Source organism: Actinoplanes derwentensis (assembly GCF_900104725.1).
GTDB lineage: Bacteria > Actinomycetota > Actinomycetes > Mycobacteriales > Micromonosporaceae > Actinoplanes > Actinoplanes derwentensis.
Map to the genome: position 1 here is coordinate 3615576 of NZ_LT629758.1, position 16762 is coordinate 3632337.

The window sequence follows — 16762 nt, forward strand, 5'->3', positions numbered from 1 at the left end:
CGGGCCTCGGGCCAGGCGGCGGCCTTGGGAACGGGGTGGGTTCGGGAGCGGGCGGTGGGCTGGTGATCGATAGCGTTGGGGCATGTCGGAGGAGAGTGGGCGTTGGTCACGGTCGGACTGGTGGGGTGTTGTGCTGGATGCGCCGGATCCTGGGGTTTTGGCGCGGTTCTATGCGGAGCTTCGTGGGTGGACGATCTGGCGGGAAGTGCCGGGCAATGTGGTTCTCGACGCCGGTGAGGGGGTGGCCTATCTGACCGTGCAGCACAATCCGGACTATGTGCGGCCGGTCTGGCCGGGTGAGCCTGGGCGGCAGCAGATGATGCTTCACCTGGACTTCGAGGTTCCGGATCTGGCGGTGGCTGTGGCCCGGGCCGTTGAACTCGGTGCGGAGCTGACTGAGTCGCAGCCGCAGGAGAACGTTCGGGTTCTGCTCGATCCCGCGGGTCATCCGTTCTGCCTGTACACCTCCTGACAGAGCGCGCTTCGGGCGACGAGCTGACGAGCTGACGAGCGAAAGCCTATGGCTTAAGAGCAGAACCGGAAGGCTAGCAATGGATGTCGATGTCTTGGGGAACGCGCAGCGGGAGCGGGAATGGTTTCATTCGCTGACCGTTCCGCCGGGGCTCTGGACCGTGTTGCGTCTGGACGGGCGGGGGTTCTCCCGGCTCACTGCGTCGCACTATGAGAAGCCGTTCGACCGGCGGTTCGCTGATGTCATGGCGGATACTTCCCGGCTGCTTTTTGAGGAGTTCGGGGCTCGGTACGCGTACACGGTCAGTGATGAGATCTCCTTGCTCCTTGAACCTGGGTTTCGGCTTTTTGGGCGGGTCGTCGAGAAACTTGTCTCGGTTTCTGCGGGGATGGCCAGTGCTGGGTTCACCGGCGGGTCCGGGGTCATGGGGCACTTCGACTCGCGGGTCTGGACGGGGGGCTCGATCGCGGAGGTCGTCGAATATTTCTCCTGGCGGCAAGCTGACGCGGCGCGGTCGGCTTTGCATGGCTGGTGCTATTGGACGCTGCGGCAGGAAGGGCTGTCCGGTAAGCAGGCGACCGGGGCTCTGGCGGGGCGGAGTACGGCCGATAAGAACGAGCTGCTGTTTCAGCACGGGGTCAACTTCAACGAGGTTCCGGACTGGCAGCGCCGCGGCGTGGGGATCTGGCGGGAGGACGGCGGGGTGCGGGTGGAATGGGAGTTGCCGATGCGGGCTGAGTACCGGGATCTTGTTGTGCGGGCGAGTGGCTGGCAGGGTGAAACTACGATCAACCGGTGATTGATTTTTCGAGTCCTTCGGTTTTCAAGCTCACGCAGGTCGACCCGGGGTCGGTGTATTCGCAGGTGGCACCGCTGCTGATCAACGGGGAGCAGTTGGTGGCGGCGTTCAAGACGGCGCGGGATTTCGTGGCGTTCACGAACAAGCGGCTGATCGCGGCGAACGTGCAGGGTATGACCGGTAAGAAGGTGGACTTCACGTCCCTGCCGTACAACAAGATTCAAGCCTTCTCGATCGAGACGGCCGGTAACTTCGATCGGGATGCCGAGCTGGAACTGTGGTTCAGCGGGCTGGGGAAGGTGCGGCTGGAGTTCAAGGCCAGTGCTGACATCCGTCAGCTCGGCCAGATCATCGGCACGTACGTCCTGTAAGCGGATGCGTCTGATCGGGCTTCTCGGCGGCATGAGCTGGCAGTCGACCGCTGAGTACTACCGCATTCTCAACGAACTGGTCCGGGACCGGCTGGGTGGTCTGCATTCGGCGCGCTGCGTGCTGTATTCGGTGGATTTCGCGGGTGTCGAGGCGTTGCAGGCCGCCGGGCGGTGGGATGAGGCGGGCGCGCTGCTGGGTGAGGCGGCGAAAGGGCTGGAGGCGGCCGGCGCCGATTTTGTGGTCCTCTGCACCAACACGATGCACAAGGTGGCCGGGGACATCGAGAGCGCGGTCGGGATTCCGCTGCTGCATCTGGGGGACGCCACCGCAGAGGCGGTCAAACGTCACGACATCGGGACCGTCGGTCTGCTCGGCACCCGGTTCACCATGGCGGAGGAGTTCTATCGGGGCCGGATGGCCGAGCACGGTCTGACGGTGCTCGTTCCGGATGCCGAGGATCAGCGGATCGTCAACGATGTCATCTACGGCGAACTGTGCCTGGGTGTGGTGCGGCCGGAGTCGCGGACGGCTTATCGCCGGATCATTCAGCGGCTGATCGACGACGGCGCCGAGGGGATCGTTTTCGGTTGCACCGAGATCGAGCTCCTGGTCGATCAGAGTGACAGCGGTGTGCCGGTCTTCCCGACGACGCGGCTGCATTGTGAGGCTGCGGTGGAAGCGGCGTTCAAGCCGTGATCCGGTCGAATTCCGGGCCGGCCACCACCCGGTCACGGCCCTGTTCCTTGGCGGTGTAAAGACAGCGGTCGGCTTGCAGCATCAGCTGGGCGCTGTTGTCCGGCACACCCGGTACCGCGCCCGCCGCCACCCCGATCGAGACGGTGATCGTCAGCGGTGGGCCGTCGTCGGTGGGGATGGGTTCGGCGGCGATGGTGCCGCGCAGACGTTCGGCGACCTGGCGGGTCTCGGCCGGTCCGGCGTGGGCGAGCAGCACGGCGAACTCCTCGCCGCCGTAGCGGGCGACCACGTCACCGGCGCGGACCACGGTGAGCAGCCGGCGGGCGAGTTCCTGCAGGACCCGGTCGCCGGCGCCGTGCCCGCGGGTGTCGTTGACCTTCTTGAAGAAGTCGACGTCGAGCAGCAGTACCCCGAACGGTTCCCGGGCCCGGGCGTTGCGGGCGATCGCGGTGGCCAGGGTCTCCTCGAAGTAACGCCGGGTTCGCAGGCCGGTCAGCCCGTCGGTGACCGCCAGCCAGCGCTGCCGCTGGATGAGCAGCCACATCCGGGTCATCACCAGCGCGGACAGCACCACTCCGGCGGCCGCGTAGACCGGGACGTAACTGTCGTCGCCGAAGGTGTGACCGATCGACAGGGCGATCGGCCCGACTCCGAGGGCCGCGGCGAGCAGCGGAAGTCCGGGCAGGAACAGGGCGGTCAGCCAGCCTTGCGCCACCGTGTCGTTCAGGTAGATCACCGCGGCGCCGATCAGGACGTCCCCTGGGCAGCCGGTAGGCGGGCCGATATCGCCGGATGCCGGTGAACACACCGATGGCGCCGACCACCCCGGAGAGCAGGATCGGCACCGTTTCCAGCCCCGACGGCGCATCCGTGAACTGGAGTCCCAGATACAACAGTGCGTTCAGGACTCCCAGAACCACCATTCGACCGGTGGTGAGCACCCCCACGGACGAAGCCTAGAGACAGGCGCCCTGGGTACGACGTACGAAATCATCGTTTTGATGTTTTGCGTGGTGGCGGGCTGAACGCCGGCCTGCTGGTGGCGAACGCGGTGACGGCGTGGCTGACGGCGGTGACACTATAAAACCGCCGTTTTAGATAACCCACGGTCACGAGATCATTACGCTCGCAAGCATGAAATCGCTGCCCGTACCTGCCTGGCGTGTGCCGCCTCCACCGCCCTGGCCCTCGTCGGTGTTACCGGCCCGGCCAGCGCCGCACCGCAGACCTTGACGTTGAACAGCCCGTTCGGAGTGAGCGGTGGTGGTAACACCCTCGTCGGCACGGTTCCGGTCGCGGCGGCGGGGACGTTCCCCACGGCGCCGACGGTCCAGTTCCAGTCCGGCACCTGTGCCAACCAGTCGAAGGTGGTCTCCTCGATCGTGGTCGGTTCGGGCGGGAACCTGACCTCCGGCACGGTGACCGTGCCACCGACCGACGTGACCCGCATCTCTGGTACGAAGGTCGCGTTCAAGGTGCCGACGAAGGCGTATCCGGAACTCGACGCCGACGCCAACCCCAGCCAGATCAACACGGCCGGCCTGGTGCTGGACAGCGGGCAGTCGTCGGCGAAGTGGGCGGTCTGCCTGTACGACAACGACACCGCGTCGGGCACCCTGCTGGCGTCGACCAGTTACACCCTGATCCAGAAGCCGACAATCACCGGAGTCACCCCGTCGGCCAGCCAGGCGAGCGGCGGCACGCCGATCACCGTGACCGGAACCGGCTTCATGCCGTTCACCACACCGAACATCCCGCTCACCGCCTCGATCGGCGGGTCGCCGCTGACCAACATCAAGGTCGCGGCGAACGGTGCCAGCTTCACCGCGCTCACCGGGTCGCGCGGTCCGGGCTCCGGTCTGTACCTGACCGTCTACGCCCCCGGCGGGAAGGTGGTCAGTTCCGACCCGGACAACAACCCCGCCACGTTCGAGTCGCCGTTCCTGTTCGAGTACAGCAACGGCATCACCGTCACGCCCAATCTGGCCTCGGCCGGCAGCGCGACCACGCTCGACATCACCGGTGGTGGCTTCTCCGACCTCACCTTCGACTCCAACGGCAGCCCGACCAGTGCCAACGCGCACGTCTTCCTGGTCCGGGGCACCTACACGCCGGCCGGTAACCGGGGCATGGCCGAATGCACGAACGTCGTGGTGGTGGCCGACACCGAACTGATCTGCAACCTGGATCTGTCGGCCGGCTCGCTGAACCCGGTGACCGGCGCGGCGACGCCGAACGTTCCGGTGCCGGACGGCGCGTACACGGTCACGGTGGTGGCCAACGGCGCGACCACCGCGGGCCCGGACGCCGAACCGACGATCGTCAGCAGTGGTTCGACCTTCACGGTGGGCCCGTACTGACGCACACTACGACCGCCGCTCTCCTTACCGGAGGGCGGCGGTCGCCGTTTGAACAGCGGTCGCCGTTTATCAGGCGGTCGGCAGAGCGAGGGTGAAGGTGCTGCCGCCGTTCGCGCCGGGGCGGAAACCGGCGCTGCCGTGGTTGGCTTCGGCCAGCCCGCGCACGATGTACAACCCCAGCCCGGTCCCCTTGATCGTCATGCTGGTGTCCGGGTTGCGGGTGTAGCGGTCGAACAGTTGCGGGCGCAACTCCTCCGGAATGCCCGGCCCGTCGTCGTGCACCGCGACGGTCGCGATGTCACCCTGGCGTTCCACGGTGATCGCGGTGGCCCCGCCGGCGTACTTGGCGGCGTTGGTGCAGAAGTTCGTGACGATCTGCTGCAGGTGACTGGGGTGAACCAGCACGGTCAGGCCGGGCGGGCAGTCGATCGGCATGGACATGTCGAGGCCGGCGACCGCGTCGGCGAGCGCCTGGGCGACGTCGACCGGTTCGGGTTCGACACTGAGCTGACCGGCGTCGAGGATGCACATGGTGAGGATCTCGGCGCGCAGCAGTTCCAGTTTGCGGGCCGACCGGGCGATCACGTCGACCGCTTTGCGTTGCGGGCCGGCGAAACCGTCGGCGTCTTCGAGCAGCAGGTCGGCGTACCCGGTGATGGTGTTCAGGGGTGTCCCGATCTCGTGGGACAGCATGCCCATCAGGTCCATCTTCATGGCGTTGGCGGCCGCGAGCTGGATGTTGCTGTCCTGGAGTTCGGTGGCGCGCAGGGCGAGCTGGGAGGCGACAGCGTCGCGGTCCCGTTCGGCCGCGAGGCGAGCGGTGACGTCCTGGATCACGGCGATGAACCCGACCGGCTGGCCGTCGCTGTCCCGGACCAGGGACATGCCGACCTCGGCGTCCACGGTGCCACCGCCGGCGTGCAGCATCCGCAGGCTGCGGTCCATCGGCAGGTCCTGGGTGAAGAGCAGCGCCGCGGCCCGCTGGTTGGCGGCCCGCTCGTCCGGGTGGGTGATCTCGTCGAAGGTCATCGTCTCCAGCTCGCCGACCTGCCGGCCGAGCATGTTGGCCAGGGCCGGGTTGACCTCCTGGAACACCCCGCTCATGGCGATCGTGGCCTGCCCGACGGTAGCCAGGGCGAACTGGGTGCGCAGCCGCTGCTCGCTGTCGGCCTGCTGCCGTTCGGCCTGTTTACGGGCGGTGACGTCGACGTTGACTTCGAGGATCGCCATCGGGGCGCCGTCCTCGCCGTACTGCATCGCCTGATGCGACAGCACGGTGATGCGGCTGCCGTCGCTGCACAGGTGGCTGACCTCGCCGCGCCACTCCCCATCGTCGGTCAGGGACCGGTCGACGAGGGTGCGCAGGACCGGGAACCGGGTGTCCAGCAGCCGGTGAGTGGGGCAGCCGACGGCGGCCTCGGCACTCCAGCCGTAGGTGGCCTCGGCTCCCCGGTTCCACCAGGTGATCCGGTCGTCGAGGTCGCGGACGATCACCGCGGTCGGCGCCAGGTCCAGCAGTTCGGCCTGCTGACGTAGCCGGGCGTGGTCGTGGTGGCGCTGGGTGACGTCACTGACGACACCGTCGATGTGCAGGAAGCCGTCCTCACGGCGCGGGTACGCGCGGCACCACAGCCAGCGGGTCACCCCGTCGAAACCGAGGAACCGGGCTTCCACCTGGGCCGGCTGTTCGGACAGCAGCGTGCCGAAGAACGTCTGGAAGTGCTCCTGGTCGTCGGGATGGACCATGCCGACCATGAACATCAGGTCGCCGCTCTCCGGAACGGGTCCGCCGAAGACCTCGGCGTTGGGGCTGTCGTACAGCCGGTGCACCTCGCCCTCGGCGGTCACGCGCGCGGTGAACAGGTAGTCGCTCAGGTTCGACACGATCCGGTCGAACTCGCGGCGGGCCCGGCTCAGTTCGAGTTCCAGCTCTTCGGCGTGCCGGCGGTGCACGTACTGGCCGATGTATGCGGCCACCGTGTCGAGGGTGGCCAGCAGGTCGGGGTCGTGTTCGGTGTCGCGGCGGTCGAAGACGGCCAGGACGCCGACGACGTCGGTGCCGTTGCGAACCGGGACGGCGGCGGCGGTTCGCAACCCGGCCTGCCGGGCGGCCTCGGCCCGGGGACCGCCGTGGCCCGGCACGTCGGAGATCCAGCGGCCGGTTCCGGCATCCCATTCCTCGCCGACCACGCCCTGGCCCCGGACGATGGCGCTGAACTCGGCCATCCGCGCGGTGGTCTGCGGGTCGCGGGACCAGACGGCGAGTCGTTCCAGGTCGGCGCCGTCGGCGTCGAGGTGCCAATATTCGGCGTACGGCCATTGCAGGGTCTCGCCGACCGCCGCCACCACCGCGGTGGTCGCCTGCTCGACACTCTGCGCGGCGGCCAGCACACCGGCCACCGAGTACTCCAGGCTGCGCAGCCGCTCGCTGTGCCGGGCGGCGGTCAGGTCCCGCACGAACAGGTAGGCGGCCGGCCCGTCCGGTCGGCTGAGCACGGTGAGCGAGAACTCGACCGGGAAACGCCGGCCACCCCGCTGCAACGCTTGAAAGGCGACCCGCCGTCCGGCCGCCGCCGTCTGCGCCCCGGTCTGCGAGAGCCAGAGGGAGTACGCCGCCCGGTCCTCGGGCGCGATGACCAGTTCGCTGAAGTCCTGGCCGACGGCTTCCGCCTCGGACCAGCCGAACATCCGCTCGGCCTCGCGGTTCCAGGAGACGACCAGTCCGGCCGGGCCGGTGGCGAGGAACGCGTCGAGGGTGCTGTCGAGGATCTGCTGCACCAGGTCGGCGGCGAGGGCCGCGTCGTAGGCGCTGATCCGGGCGGCGATCTCGGCGGTGGCGGCGACGGCCAGGTCCTCCATGGCCGCCACGTCGTCGTCGGACCAGGACTGCGGTTCGTCCCCGGCGGCGCACAGCGTACCGAGAATGTGCCCGCCAGGTGATCGCAACGGGACTCCCAGGTAGGAGATCGCCTGATAGTCCGCGATCGCCGGGCTCTCGCGCAGCAGCGGATGCTCCCGCGCGTCCGGCACGATCAGGGGTTGACCGCTCTCCACCACATATTTGCAGTACGAGTGGGTCAGCGGCGTCTCGACGACCTCGGCCGTGGCGCCCGGGCCGCCGCTGCTGATGAAACACTGCCGGTCCTGTTCGACGAGCGACACCAGCGTCACCTTGCCACCGACGAGGCGGGCGGCCAGTGCCGTGATCCGGTCCAGCACCGGGGAGTGCGGCAGGTCGATCAGCCCTGTCGCGGCCACGGCGGCGAGCCGGGCCGGATCCGAAACGGCCGCGGCCACGGCGCGGGACGGGACGGCGATCTTCATCGACTCCCAGTTCGGCCGGGAACGCCCCGATCTGAGAACCGGGCCGGGTCCCGGACCGGGACCCGGCGGCCCGCTGCGGGATCGGCGTGCTGCGAGAATCGCCGCGTGGACACTCCGTGGCTGACCTCCGAGCAGCTGGCGGCATGGGTGCGCTTCATCGGTGTCGTCGAACTGCTCCCGGGCGTGCTCGACAGCCAACTGCGCCGCGACGCTCAGCTCACACACTTCGACTACTACGTGCTGGCGCAGCTCTCCGAGGCGCCGCAGCACACGCTGCGGATGACGGCGCTCGCCTCCCGGACCGCCGCGACGCTGGCCCGGCTCTCGCACGTGGTGCAGCGGCTGGAGGCGCGCGGGCTGGTCGAGCGGTTCCCGTGCCCGCAGGATCGGCGGGCGACGAACGCCCGGCTCACCGAACAGGGCTGGCGCAAGGTCCAGGAGAGCGCGCCCGGCCACGTCGACACCGTCCGCGAATACGTGGTGGACGCGCTGACCCCGGAACAGCTGACGCAGCTGGCGTCGATCAGTGCTGCTCTGTTGCGCAAGCTCGACCCCGGTAACGACCGGGCCGAGATCTACCGCCGCTACGACCCGTTGTGACATCCCCCATAAAGTTGAATCTTCAATACTTGTTGCTTCAATCAATCGCCACGGTAATAGTTGTCGGGACAACTAGCCCCTCCGGAAAGGCACCTCGTGAACACCACGATCCCCCGTGACGTCGCCCTGCTGATCGCCCGCGTCATCGTCGGCATCGTCTTCATCGCCCACGGATGGCAGAAGTTCAACGAGTGGGGCCTGGACGGCACCAGCGCCGCCTTCGGCCAGATGGGCGTCCCGCTACCGACGGTGAGCGCCTGGTTCGCCGCCATCATCGAACTGGCCGGCGGCGTGGCCCTGGTGGCCGGCCTGGCCGTCCCGCTGGTCTCGCTGCTGCTGGCGGTCAACATGATCGGCGCGTTCCTGATCGTGCACATCACCAACGGCGTCTTCGTAGCCGACGGCGGCTTCGAACTGGTGGCGGTCCTGGCCGCCGCCGCCCTGCTCTTCACCGTCCTCGGCGCCGGCCGCTACAGCATCGACCGCCTCCTGGCCCCGCACCTGCCCCACAACCTGACCCGCCAGACCATCAACGTCTGACCCTTCTCTGGTACGCCCCCGGGGCCGGACAACCACAACGGCCGGTCCCGTAGCCCCCGCGCGAGGCGATCGCGCCCCGAGACCCCGGCGCGGCCGCCGGGCCGGATGCGATGCTCCGGGTCCCGGCAGACGCCGGGACCCGGCTTGCTACGACGAAGAGTCAGGACAGCAGTTCGGAGAGGGACACCGGCTCGAGATTCCTCCGCCGCAGGCCGGCCAGGATCGCGGGAAGTGCGTCATCGGTGTACTGGGCGTTCGCCTCGGTCACGTGCAGGATCACGATGGAACCCGGTTCGACCTGGGTCAACACCGCGTTCACCACCGGCGACGGGCCCTTGGCGAACGGGTCTCCGCTGATCACGTCGCCGTCGATGACCGTGACACCCAGTGGGGCCAGAGCTCGCAGCGCGGCCGCGTCATGGCACAGGCCGGGGAACCGGAAGTAACGGGTCTGCCGACCGCCGAACGGTTCCAGACTCCGGAAGGTCTTGGCGACGCCCTCGGTCATCGCGGCCGGCGCCACCCGGGGCAGGTGGTAACAGTCACCGGTGAAGGCCGCGTGTTCGTAACTGTGGTTGGCGATCTCGAACAGCGGGTTACCGGCGATGCGCCGGGTGACCTTCGGGTACTGCTCGGCCCACTGGCCGGTGACGAAGAACGTGGCCGGGATCCGGCGTTTCTCCAGGATGTTCAGCAGGCGCAGGTTGGCGTAGGAGGCGACCTCGCCGCGCCGCAGCCGGGCGGCCATCGCGTCGGTCATGTCCGCGTCGAAGGTCAGCGCCACCCGCTTGGCGGCGCGCGGACCGTGCTGAACCACGATCGGCAGCACCCCCGGCCGGCTCGCTCCCGGCGTGCTCGACGGTCCGGGCACGCCGGATGCCGTCGGTGACTCGGGGGTGTTCTCCACGAGCGGGACCGGCGCGGACGCAGACGGCACAGGAGCCGGTCCGGGCGCGGGCGAGGAGAACCCGCACCCGGACAGCGTCAGAACAAGGAGAAAGCCGAGACCACGCCGCCCATCGATCGCCACGCCCGCGAGAATGACATCGATGCCGACGACAGCGCTACACCGGCTCGACGTGCGGCCGCTCGACGTGCGGCCGATCCGACAGGGCCGAACGACCGGTTCAGCCGGAGCGACGCTTGCAGCCGTAGCCGCACGGGCGGAACTGGGCGAATCGGGGCCGCTCGGCACTGCCGAAGGCGGTGAAGTCGCCGCCGACGGTGAGGGTGCCCAGTTTCGGGTTGGACTTGAGGGTGAGCACACCCCATTTGCCGTTGCTGCGCGGGTTCCAGTCACGTAGTGCGCCGGTGGCCGAGTCCCAGGCGGCGATCTTCGGCTGCGGTTTGAGTTTCTTGCCGGGGCACCACGAGGTGGCGCTGGCGGACGGTTTCGGGCAGGCGACGGTGAAGTGGCCGCCGCCGTAGACGGTGCCGTTCAGGAAGGTGATCGCCTGCACGTCACCGTCGGTGACGCTGCTCCAGGCGAGGCTGCCGTCCGGGCGGTACGCCTGGACCCGGCCACCGACTCCGGACAGCCCGGCGAACACCCGGTCGCCGCTGACGGTGAGGGCGAACGCGGCGTACGGGGTGACCGGCTTGAACCCGGTGTCGAGCCGCCCGTCGGCCAGTTTGAGGGCGCCCAGCCGTGCCGTACCCGCCGCGCCGTTGATCTGCTTGAAGGCCCCGCCCACGTAGAGTCGCGACCCGGCCGTGGCCAGCGCCCACACCTTGCCGTCGGTGCCACCGGCGAACCCGGTGTCGAGGCTGCCGTCGGAGAGTTTGAACGCGGCCAGGTTCTCCGCGGTCCTCCCGTCGACCGCGGAGAAGTCGCCGCCCAGGTAGAGGCGCCCGTCGGCTACCGCGAGGGTCTGCCCGAGGCCCTTGACGGTGTGTTTCAGCGCGCCGACGGCGGCGGTCTTGCGGTCGATCGCGGCGAGTCCGACTCGGGGCTGCCCGCCGGCCTTGGTGAACTTGCCGGTCACGTAGAGCGACGATCCGGTGCCGGTGAGGCCCATCACGGTGCCGTCCAAAACGGGCGCCCAGGGCAGCAGCCGCCCGGTGCGGGAGTCCACGGCGGCGAGGCGTTTGCGGGTGACGGATTTCCCGTCGACGATCGCGTGGGTGAAGCTGCCGCCGAGGTAGACGGTGTCACCGACGTGGACGCTGGTGTAGACGAGGCCGTCGAAGCCGACCGTGCGGTCCGGAGCGACCGAGGTCGGCGGGACGGCACCGGCGTGGGCGGGCACGCCCGGGAGAGCCAGCGCACCGGTGAGCAGCGTCGCCAGCCAGGGTGAATATGACATAAGAGCGACAATATGGGTCTTTTGCCATGCTAGGGGACAATTGCCGGGGAACCCGCGAGTTCAGCTTCGCGGTCTGCGGCGCCGGGCCGCGGGCACGGCCTCGGCCGCGATCTCGCACAGGTCCTTGAGCGGGTCCCGGGTCTGCGCCTCACAGGCGACCCGCTGCAGCAGCGCCCGGAAGGCAACGGAATCCTCGGCGGGCAGCGTGCCGAGGACATGCGTCTCCACGTGCCGAAGCGCTTCCCGATGGGCCGCCTGGATCTCGCGGCCCTTCTCGGTGGCGACGACGAGCCGGCTGCGACGGTCGGCCGGGTCGGGCCGGCGCGCGACGAGGTCCTGTTTCTCCAGGTCGTCGATGAGATAGGTGAGGATCGTCCGGTCGATGCCCAGCTCCTGCCCGATGGCGACCTGGTTGCGGGGCGGGTCGCCGACGGCCGAGGTGAGCACCTGATAACCGCGGGGACCGCCGGGCAGATCACTGAGCACGTGGTCGGCGGCCTTGGCGTAGGCACGGAACACCACTCCCAGCATCCAGCCGAGATCACCTTCGAGGGGCGTCGTCACGCGACAACCATAGCTCAGCGCGACAGAAGTTCTGCATCACAGATGTTCTGTTTGACAGAACATCTGAATCGAGTCACAGTTGCGTCATGTCCGACTACGGCCACCCGCTCCAGTTCGGGTCCTTCATCACCCCGGCCGCCAGCGACCCCGACCGGGTCGTGGCGCTCACCGTGCTAGCCGAGCAGGCCGGCTTGGACCTGGTCACCTTCCAGGACCATCCTTACCAGCCCGGCTTCCTCGACACCTGGACTCTGCTGAGTTACGCCGCCGCCCGCACCCAGCGCGTGCACCTCGCGGCCAACGTCACCAACCTGCCACTGCGCCCACCCGCGGTCCTGGCCCGCAGCGTCGCCAGCCTCGACCTGCTCAGCGACGGCCGGATCGAGCTGGGCCTCGGCGCGGGCGCGTTCTGGGACGCCATCGAGGCGATGGGCGGGCCACGGCTCAACCCAGGCCAGGCTGTGCAGGCCCTGGAGGAGGGCATCGAGATCATCCGGGAGTTGTGGGACACCGGGGCCCAGCGCGCGGTCCGGGTCGACGGCACGTATCACCGGGCCGTCGGTGCCAAACGCGGTCCGGCACCCGCTCACGACGTCGGCATCTGGCTCGGCGCCTACAAGCCGCGGATGCTGGCCCTCACCGGGCGGCGCGCCGACGGTTGGCTGCCGTCACTGGCCTACCTCAAGCCGGGCGACCTGGCCGCCGGCCACAAGATCATCGACGAGGCGGCGCTGGAGGCCGGGCGGCAGCCGTCCGACATCCGGCGGCTGCTCAACATCGGCCCCGGCCAGCGCCCGCAGGAACTGGCGGACCTGGCCCTGGCCGACGGGATCAGCACCTTCATCCTGGCCACCGACGACCCCACTGAGCTGCGCCGATTCGCCGCCGAGGTGGCACCCGCGGTGCGCGAGCTGGTAGCGACCGGCCGCACCACCCCGACAGCCCCCACTCCCACACCCGAGCCCGCGACGATCGCCGCCACCGCGGATCCGGCCTCCAGCCGGGCCTCGTTCGCCGTCATTCCCACCCCCGACAGCGGGGTACGCCGGAGCAGCACCGTGGTCTGGGACGAGCAGGCCCGCCCGACCGGCCCGGAGCTGGACCCGGCCCGCACGTACACCGCAAGGGAACTGGCCAACGGACAGCACCTGATCCAGGTCCACGACAGCCTGCGCGCCGAGCTGGAACAGATCCACGACCTGATCGACCAGGTCGAAGCCGGAACCATGGACGTCGGCACCGCCCGCTCCCACATCAACACGATGACGATGCGGCAGAACAACTGGACGCTCGGCACGTACTGCGAGTCCTACTGCCGCATCGTCACCACCCACCACACCCTGGAGGACCGTTCCCTCTTCCCGCACCTGCGCCGCAGCGACCCCCGCCTGGCGAAGGTCGTCGACCGCCTGGAAGCCGAACACCACGTCATCCACGAGGTCCTCGAAGGCGTCGACAAAGCCCTGGTCACGCTGGTCTCCGCCCCCGACGGCCTGCCCGCCCTCCGAGCCGCCGTCGACCTGCTCTCCGACACCCTGCTGTCCCACCTGTCCTACGAGGAACGCGAACTGGTCGAGCCCCTGGCCCGCCTCGGCATCCAGTAACCCTCGCCGAACCCGGCGCATCCTGATCTCGGTTTTCGGCGTTGAGACCGGCGGAGTGTCGATGTTCACCGGAACGTTCGGGGTGGCCGTAGTCTTCAGGCCTTCGCCGACGGCCTCGCCCCCCTGGAGATCTCGATGAGCGTTCTCAAAGCCCTGTTGTCCGGACTCGGCGGTGGCACGATCGAGGTGGTCGACCTCACCGCGCCGCTCTCGCCGAGCACTCCGATTCTGCAGCTGCCACCGCCGTTCGCGAACACGACCCCGTTCGGGCTGACCGAGATCAGCCGGTACGACGACCGGGGGCCGGCCTGGTACTGGAACGACATCCACACCGGTGAGCACACCGGCACCCACTTCGACGCGCCGATCCACTGGGTGACCGGGCGTGACGGTGCGGACGTGTCGCAGGTGCCGCCGGGCCGGCTGGTCGCCCCGGCGGTCGTGATCGACGTGGCCGACCGGGCCGCGAAGGACCCGGACTTCCTGCTGGAGGTCGAGCACATCCGGGAGTGGGAGGCGGTCAACGGGCCGCTGCCTGCAGGCGGGTGGCTGCTGCTTCGTACCGGATGGGATGCCCGGTCCGGTGATCAGGAGGCGTTCCTGAACGCGAACGAGACCGGCCCGCACACCCCGGGAGTCTCGGTGGCGGCGGCGAAATGGCTGGCCGAACAGTCCCCGGTGATCGGCCTCGGGGTGGAGACGGTCGGCACCGACGCGGGGGCCGCGCACTCGTTCGACCCGCCGTTCCCGTGTCACTCGTACCTGCTGGGCGCCGGGAAGTACGGCCTCACCCAGCTTCGTAACCTGGACCGTCTGCCGGCGACGGGGGCGGTGGTGATCGCCCCGCCGCTGCCGATCGTCGGCGGGTCCGGCAGCCCGGTCCGGGTGCTGGCCCTGGTCGAGAAGTAGGGGTCATGTCCGATCTCACGGTCGCCGCGGTCGTCGGCGAGACCCTGGCCCGACTCGGCGCCGACCTGGTCTTCGGGGTCGTCGGCAGCGGCAACTTCCACGTCACGAACGCCCTGGTGGCGAACGGGGCCCGGTTCGTCGCCACCCGGCACGAGGGTGGCGCGGCGACGGCGGCGGACGCGTACGCGCGGGTCAGCGGGAGGCCCGGGATCGTCTCGGTGCATCAGGGCTGTGGGCTGACGAACGCGATGACCGGGATCGCGGAGGCGGCGAAGAGCCGTACCCCGATGCTGGTGCTGGCGGCCGAACCGGCGTCGTCGGCGCTGCGGTCGAACTTCCGGGTCGACCAGGACGCCCTCGCGCACGCCGTCGGCGCGGTCAGTGAACGGGTGCACGGGCCGGCCAGTGCGGTCGCCGACACCACCCGGGCGTGGCGGATCGCGGTGCACGAGCGGCGCACGGTCGTCCTCAACCTGCCCCTCGACGTGCAGGCCGCCCCGGCCGAACCGGCGACCGTCCCACCCGCTCCGGCGGTGCAGGCGCCGCGGGCCTCCGACGACGCGGTGACCGCTCTGGCCCATCTGTTGCGGGGTGCGCGACGGCCGGTTTTCATCGCCGGGCGGGGCGCTCTCGCGGCCCGCGCCGAACTGGAGGCGCTCGCCGGGGCGTGCGGGGCGCTGCTGGCCACCTCAGCGGCGGCGAAAGCCCTGTTCCAGGGCAACGAGTGGAACCTGGACGTGTCCGGCGGGTTCGCCACCCCGGTGGCCGCCGAACTGATCGCGGACTCGGACGTGGTGGTCGCGTGGGGCGCGTCGCTGACCATGTGGACCACCCGGCACGGGGCTCTGATCAGCCCGGACGCGATGGTCGTGCAGGTGGACACGGATGCTTCGGCGCTCGGCGGGCATCACCGGATCGACCTGGGGGTGATCGGGGACGCGGCGTTCAGCGCGGTCGCGGTCCGCGCCGCGCTCCCCGGTGAGCGGGAGGGGTACCGGACCGACGCGGTACGGGGGAAGTTGCGTGACCAGGGGCGATGGCGGGACGTCGCGTTCGACGACGACGGCGACGACACTCACGTCGACCCGCGGGCTCTCACCATCGCCCTCGACGATCTGTTGCCCCCGGAACGGGTGGTGGCCGTCGACTCGGGCAACTTCATGGGCTATCCGTCGATGTTTCTGACCGTTCCGGATCATCGGGGCTTCTGTTTCACCCAATCGTTCCAGTCGATCGGGCTGGGCCTGGCCAGTACGCTCGGGGCCGCTCTCGCCTCGCCGGGGCGGCTGCCCGTCGCGGCCTGTGGGGACGGCGGTTTCCTGATGGGCATCGCCGAACTGGACACGGTCCGGCGGCTCGGTATCGGGATGCTGGTGGTGGTCTACAACGACGAGGCGTACGGGGCCGAGGTCCACCACTTCGGGCCGGACGGTCACCCCTTGGACACGGTGCGGTTCCCGGAGACGGACATCGCGGCCATCGCCCGTGGGTACGGGTGCGCTGCTGTCACCGTACGCAAGCCGGAAGATCTTGATCTTGTGGGTGAATGGCTGGCGGGGCCACGGGACGTCCCGATGGTCGTCGACGCCAAGGTGGCCGCGGGTAAGCCCGCGTGGTGGCTGGAGGAGGCCTTCCGGGGTCACTGACCGATCAGGGCGTGCAGGCGGGCCAGGACCGTCTGCTGGATCACCGGGAACGTGCGGTCCTCGGCCGGGTCGACCCAGACCGTGAACGCGGTGCGGAAGACGGTCACCCCGGACTCGGCGGCCAGCGCGGCGCTCGTCGGGTCGATGCCGCGGGCGGTCAGTGCCCTGGTCAGGGCCGCCGCCAGGGCGGACATCTTGAGGAGTTCGCGCTCCTGCAGGGCGACGGTCGTGGTGATCACTGTCTGGCGGGCGCGGGACCAGGTGCGGCGCTGTTCGGGGAAGAGGGTGGCCGCGCTGTCCAGGACCGCCGCGATCAGGCGCATCGGGTCGGCGCCGGTCTCCGGCAGGCCGGTCAGGAACGCCCGCTCGAACTCGCCCTGATCGACGAACAGCACCTCACGTTTGTCCGCGTAGTGGCGGAAGAAGGTGCGCTCGGTGACTCCGGCCGCGGCGGCGATCTCGGCGACCGTGGTGCCGTCGTACCCCTGGGTGCGGAAGAGGCTCAGCGCCGCCTCCTTGAGCCGGTCGCCCGCGCCGCCCTGCCATCTCCCCATGATCCCGATCATAGTG

General features: G+C 69.4%; 16 protein-coding genes. 10 read left to right on the forward strand and 6 right to left on the reverse strand.

Going from position 1 to position 16762, the window contains the following annotated elements; all coding sequences use genetic code 11:
• The first annotated feature begins 82 nt into the window (after positions 1-82).
• The 4 genes from BLU81_RS15945 (at position 83) to BLU81_RS15960 (ending at position 2339) form a co-directional block, all read left to right on the forward strand.
• Complete coding sequence (locus BLU81_RS15945; RefSeq protein WP_092545401.1) at positions 83-472, forward strand: VOC family protein; 390 nt, start codon at positions 83-85, stop codon at positions 470-472.
• 79 nt (positions 473-551) lie between these two features.
• The gene (locus tag BLU81_RS15950; protein WP_092545402.1) at positions 552-1271 is read left to right on the forward strand and encodes a tRNA(His) guanylyltransferase Thg1 family protein; all 720 of its coding nucleotides are present in this window, start codon (positions 552-554) and stop codon (positions 1269-1271) included.
• On the forward strand, positions 1268-1642 hold the full coding sequence (locus tag BLU81_RS15955; protein WP_092545403.1) for a PH domain-containing protein: 375 nt from the start codon (positions 1268-1270) through the stop codon (positions 1640-1642). The genes BLU81_RS15950 and BLU81_RS15955 overlap by 4 nt, the downstream gene beginning before the upstream one ends.
• Before the next feature lie 4 nt (positions 1643-1646).
• Entirely contained in the window at positions 1647-2339 is a 693-nt protein-coding gene (locus BLU81_RS15960) for an aspartate/glutamate racemase family protein (protein WP_092545404.1), read from the forward strand.
• Here the strand turns inward: BLU81_RS15960 and BLU81_RS15965 are convergent.
• The gene (locus BLU81_RS15965; protein ID WP_157751610.1) at positions 2329-3075 is read right to left on the reverse strand and encodes a GGDEF domain-containing protein; all 747 of its coding nucleotides are present in this window, start codon (positions 3073-3075) and stop codon (positions 2329-2331) included. The two genes, BLU81_RS15960 and BLU81_RS15965, sit on opposite strands and share 11 nt — an antisense overlap.
• Positions 3076-3574: 499 nt before the next feature.
• On the opposite strand from BLU81_RS15965, the gene BLU81_RS15970 reads away from it, so the two are divergent.
• Positions 3575-4699 carry an IPT/TIG domain-containing protein gene (locus tag BLU81_RS15970; RefSeq protein WP_157751611.1) on the forward strand — a complete coding sequence of 375 codons (1125 nt, stop codon included), beginning with the start codon at positions 3575-3577 and terminating at the stop codon, positions 4697-4699.
• A 69-nt stretch (positions 4700-4768) separates the two neighbouring features.
• On the opposite strand, the gene BLU81_RS15975 is transcribed toward BLU81_RS15970, so the two are convergent.
• Entirely contained in the window at positions 4769-8023 is a 3255-nt protein-coding gene (locus BLU81_RS15975; RefSeq protein ID WP_092545407.1) for a PAS domain S-box protein, read from the reverse strand.
• Positions 8024-8128: 105 nt separating this feature from the next.
• Here BLU81_RS15975 and BLU81_RS15980 point away from each other — a divergent pair, with 105 nt between their 5' ends.
• Both BLU81_RS15980 and BLU81_RS15985 read left to right on the forward strand, forming a co-directional pair.
• A complete protein-coding gene (locus tag BLU81_RS15980) occupies positions 8129-8623 on the forward strand; it encodes a MarR family winged helix-turn-helix transcriptional regulator (RefSeq protein ID WP_092545408.1) in 495 nt (164 codons plus the stop codon).
• Between the two features lie 96 nt (positions 8624-8719).
• The gene (locus BLU81_RS15985) at positions 8720-9163 is read left to right on the forward strand and encodes a DoxX family protein (protein ID WP_092545409.1); all 444 of its coding nucleotides are present in this window, start codon (positions 8720-8722) and stop codon (positions 9161-9163) included.
• A 160-nt stretch (positions 9164-9323) separates the two neighbouring features.
• On the opposite strand, the gene BLU81_RS15990 is transcribed toward BLU81_RS15985, so the two are convergent.
• From BLU81_RS15990 to BLU81_RS16000, 3 genes are all read right to left on the reverse strand, one after another.
• Positions 9324-10070 carry a polysaccharide deacetylase family protein gene (locus BLU81_RS15990; RefSeq protein WP_231954576.1) on the reverse strand — a complete coding sequence of 249 codons (747 nt, stop codon included), beginning with the start codon at positions 10068-10070 and terminating at the stop codon, positions 9324-9326.
• A 220-nt stretch (positions 10071-10290) separates the two neighbouring features.
• Positions 10291-11469: a delta-60 repeat domain-containing protein gene (locus BLU81_RS15995; RefSeq protein ID WP_092545410.1), complete on the reverse strand. Its 1179-nt coding sequence runs from the start codon at positions 11467-11469 to the stop codon at positions 10291-10293.
• A 60-nt stretch (positions 11470-11529) separates the two neighbouring features.
• A complete protein-coding gene (locus BLU81_RS16000) occupies positions 11530-12033 on the reverse strand; it encodes a MarR family winged helix-turn-helix transcriptional regulator (RefSeq protein ID WP_231954577.1) in 504 nt (167 codons plus the stop codon).
• A gap of 86 nt (positions 12034-12119) precedes the next feature.
• Between BLU81_RS16000 and BLU81_RS16005 the strand changes: the two genes are divergently transcribed.
• The 3 genes from BLU81_RS16005 to BLU81_RS16015 all read left to right on the forward strand — a co-directional run bounded on the left by BLU81_RS16005 (position 12120) and on the right by BLU81_RS16015 (position 16192).
• Entirely contained in the window at positions 12120-13637 is a 1518-nt protein-coding gene (locus BLU81_RS16005; protein WP_092545412.1) for an LLM class flavin-dependent oxidoreductase, read from the forward strand.
• Between the two features lie 135 nt (positions 13638-13772).
• Positions 13773-14546: a cyclase family protein gene (locus BLU81_RS16010; protein WP_092545413.1), complete on the forward strand. Its 774-nt coding sequence runs from the start codon at positions 13773-13775 to the stop codon at positions 14544-14546.
• A gap of 5 nt (positions 14547-14551) precedes the next feature.
• Positions 14552-16192 (forward strand): thiamine pyrophosphate-binding protein, encoded by a 1641-nt coding sequence (locus BLU81_RS16015; protein WP_092545414.1) that lies wholly within the window; start codon positions 14552-14554, stop codon positions 16190-16192.
• On the opposite strand, the gene BLU81_RS16020 is transcribed toward BLU81_RS16015, so the two are convergent.
• On the reverse strand, positions 16186-16746 hold the full coding sequence (locus tag BLU81_RS16020; RefSeq protein ID WP_092557144.1) for a TetR/AcrR family transcriptional regulator: 561 nt from the start codon (positions 16744-16746) through the stop codon (positions 16186-16188). The genes BLU81_RS16015 and BLU81_RS16020 overlap by 7 nt on opposite strands.
• Positions 16747-16762 lie beyond the last annotated feature (16 nt).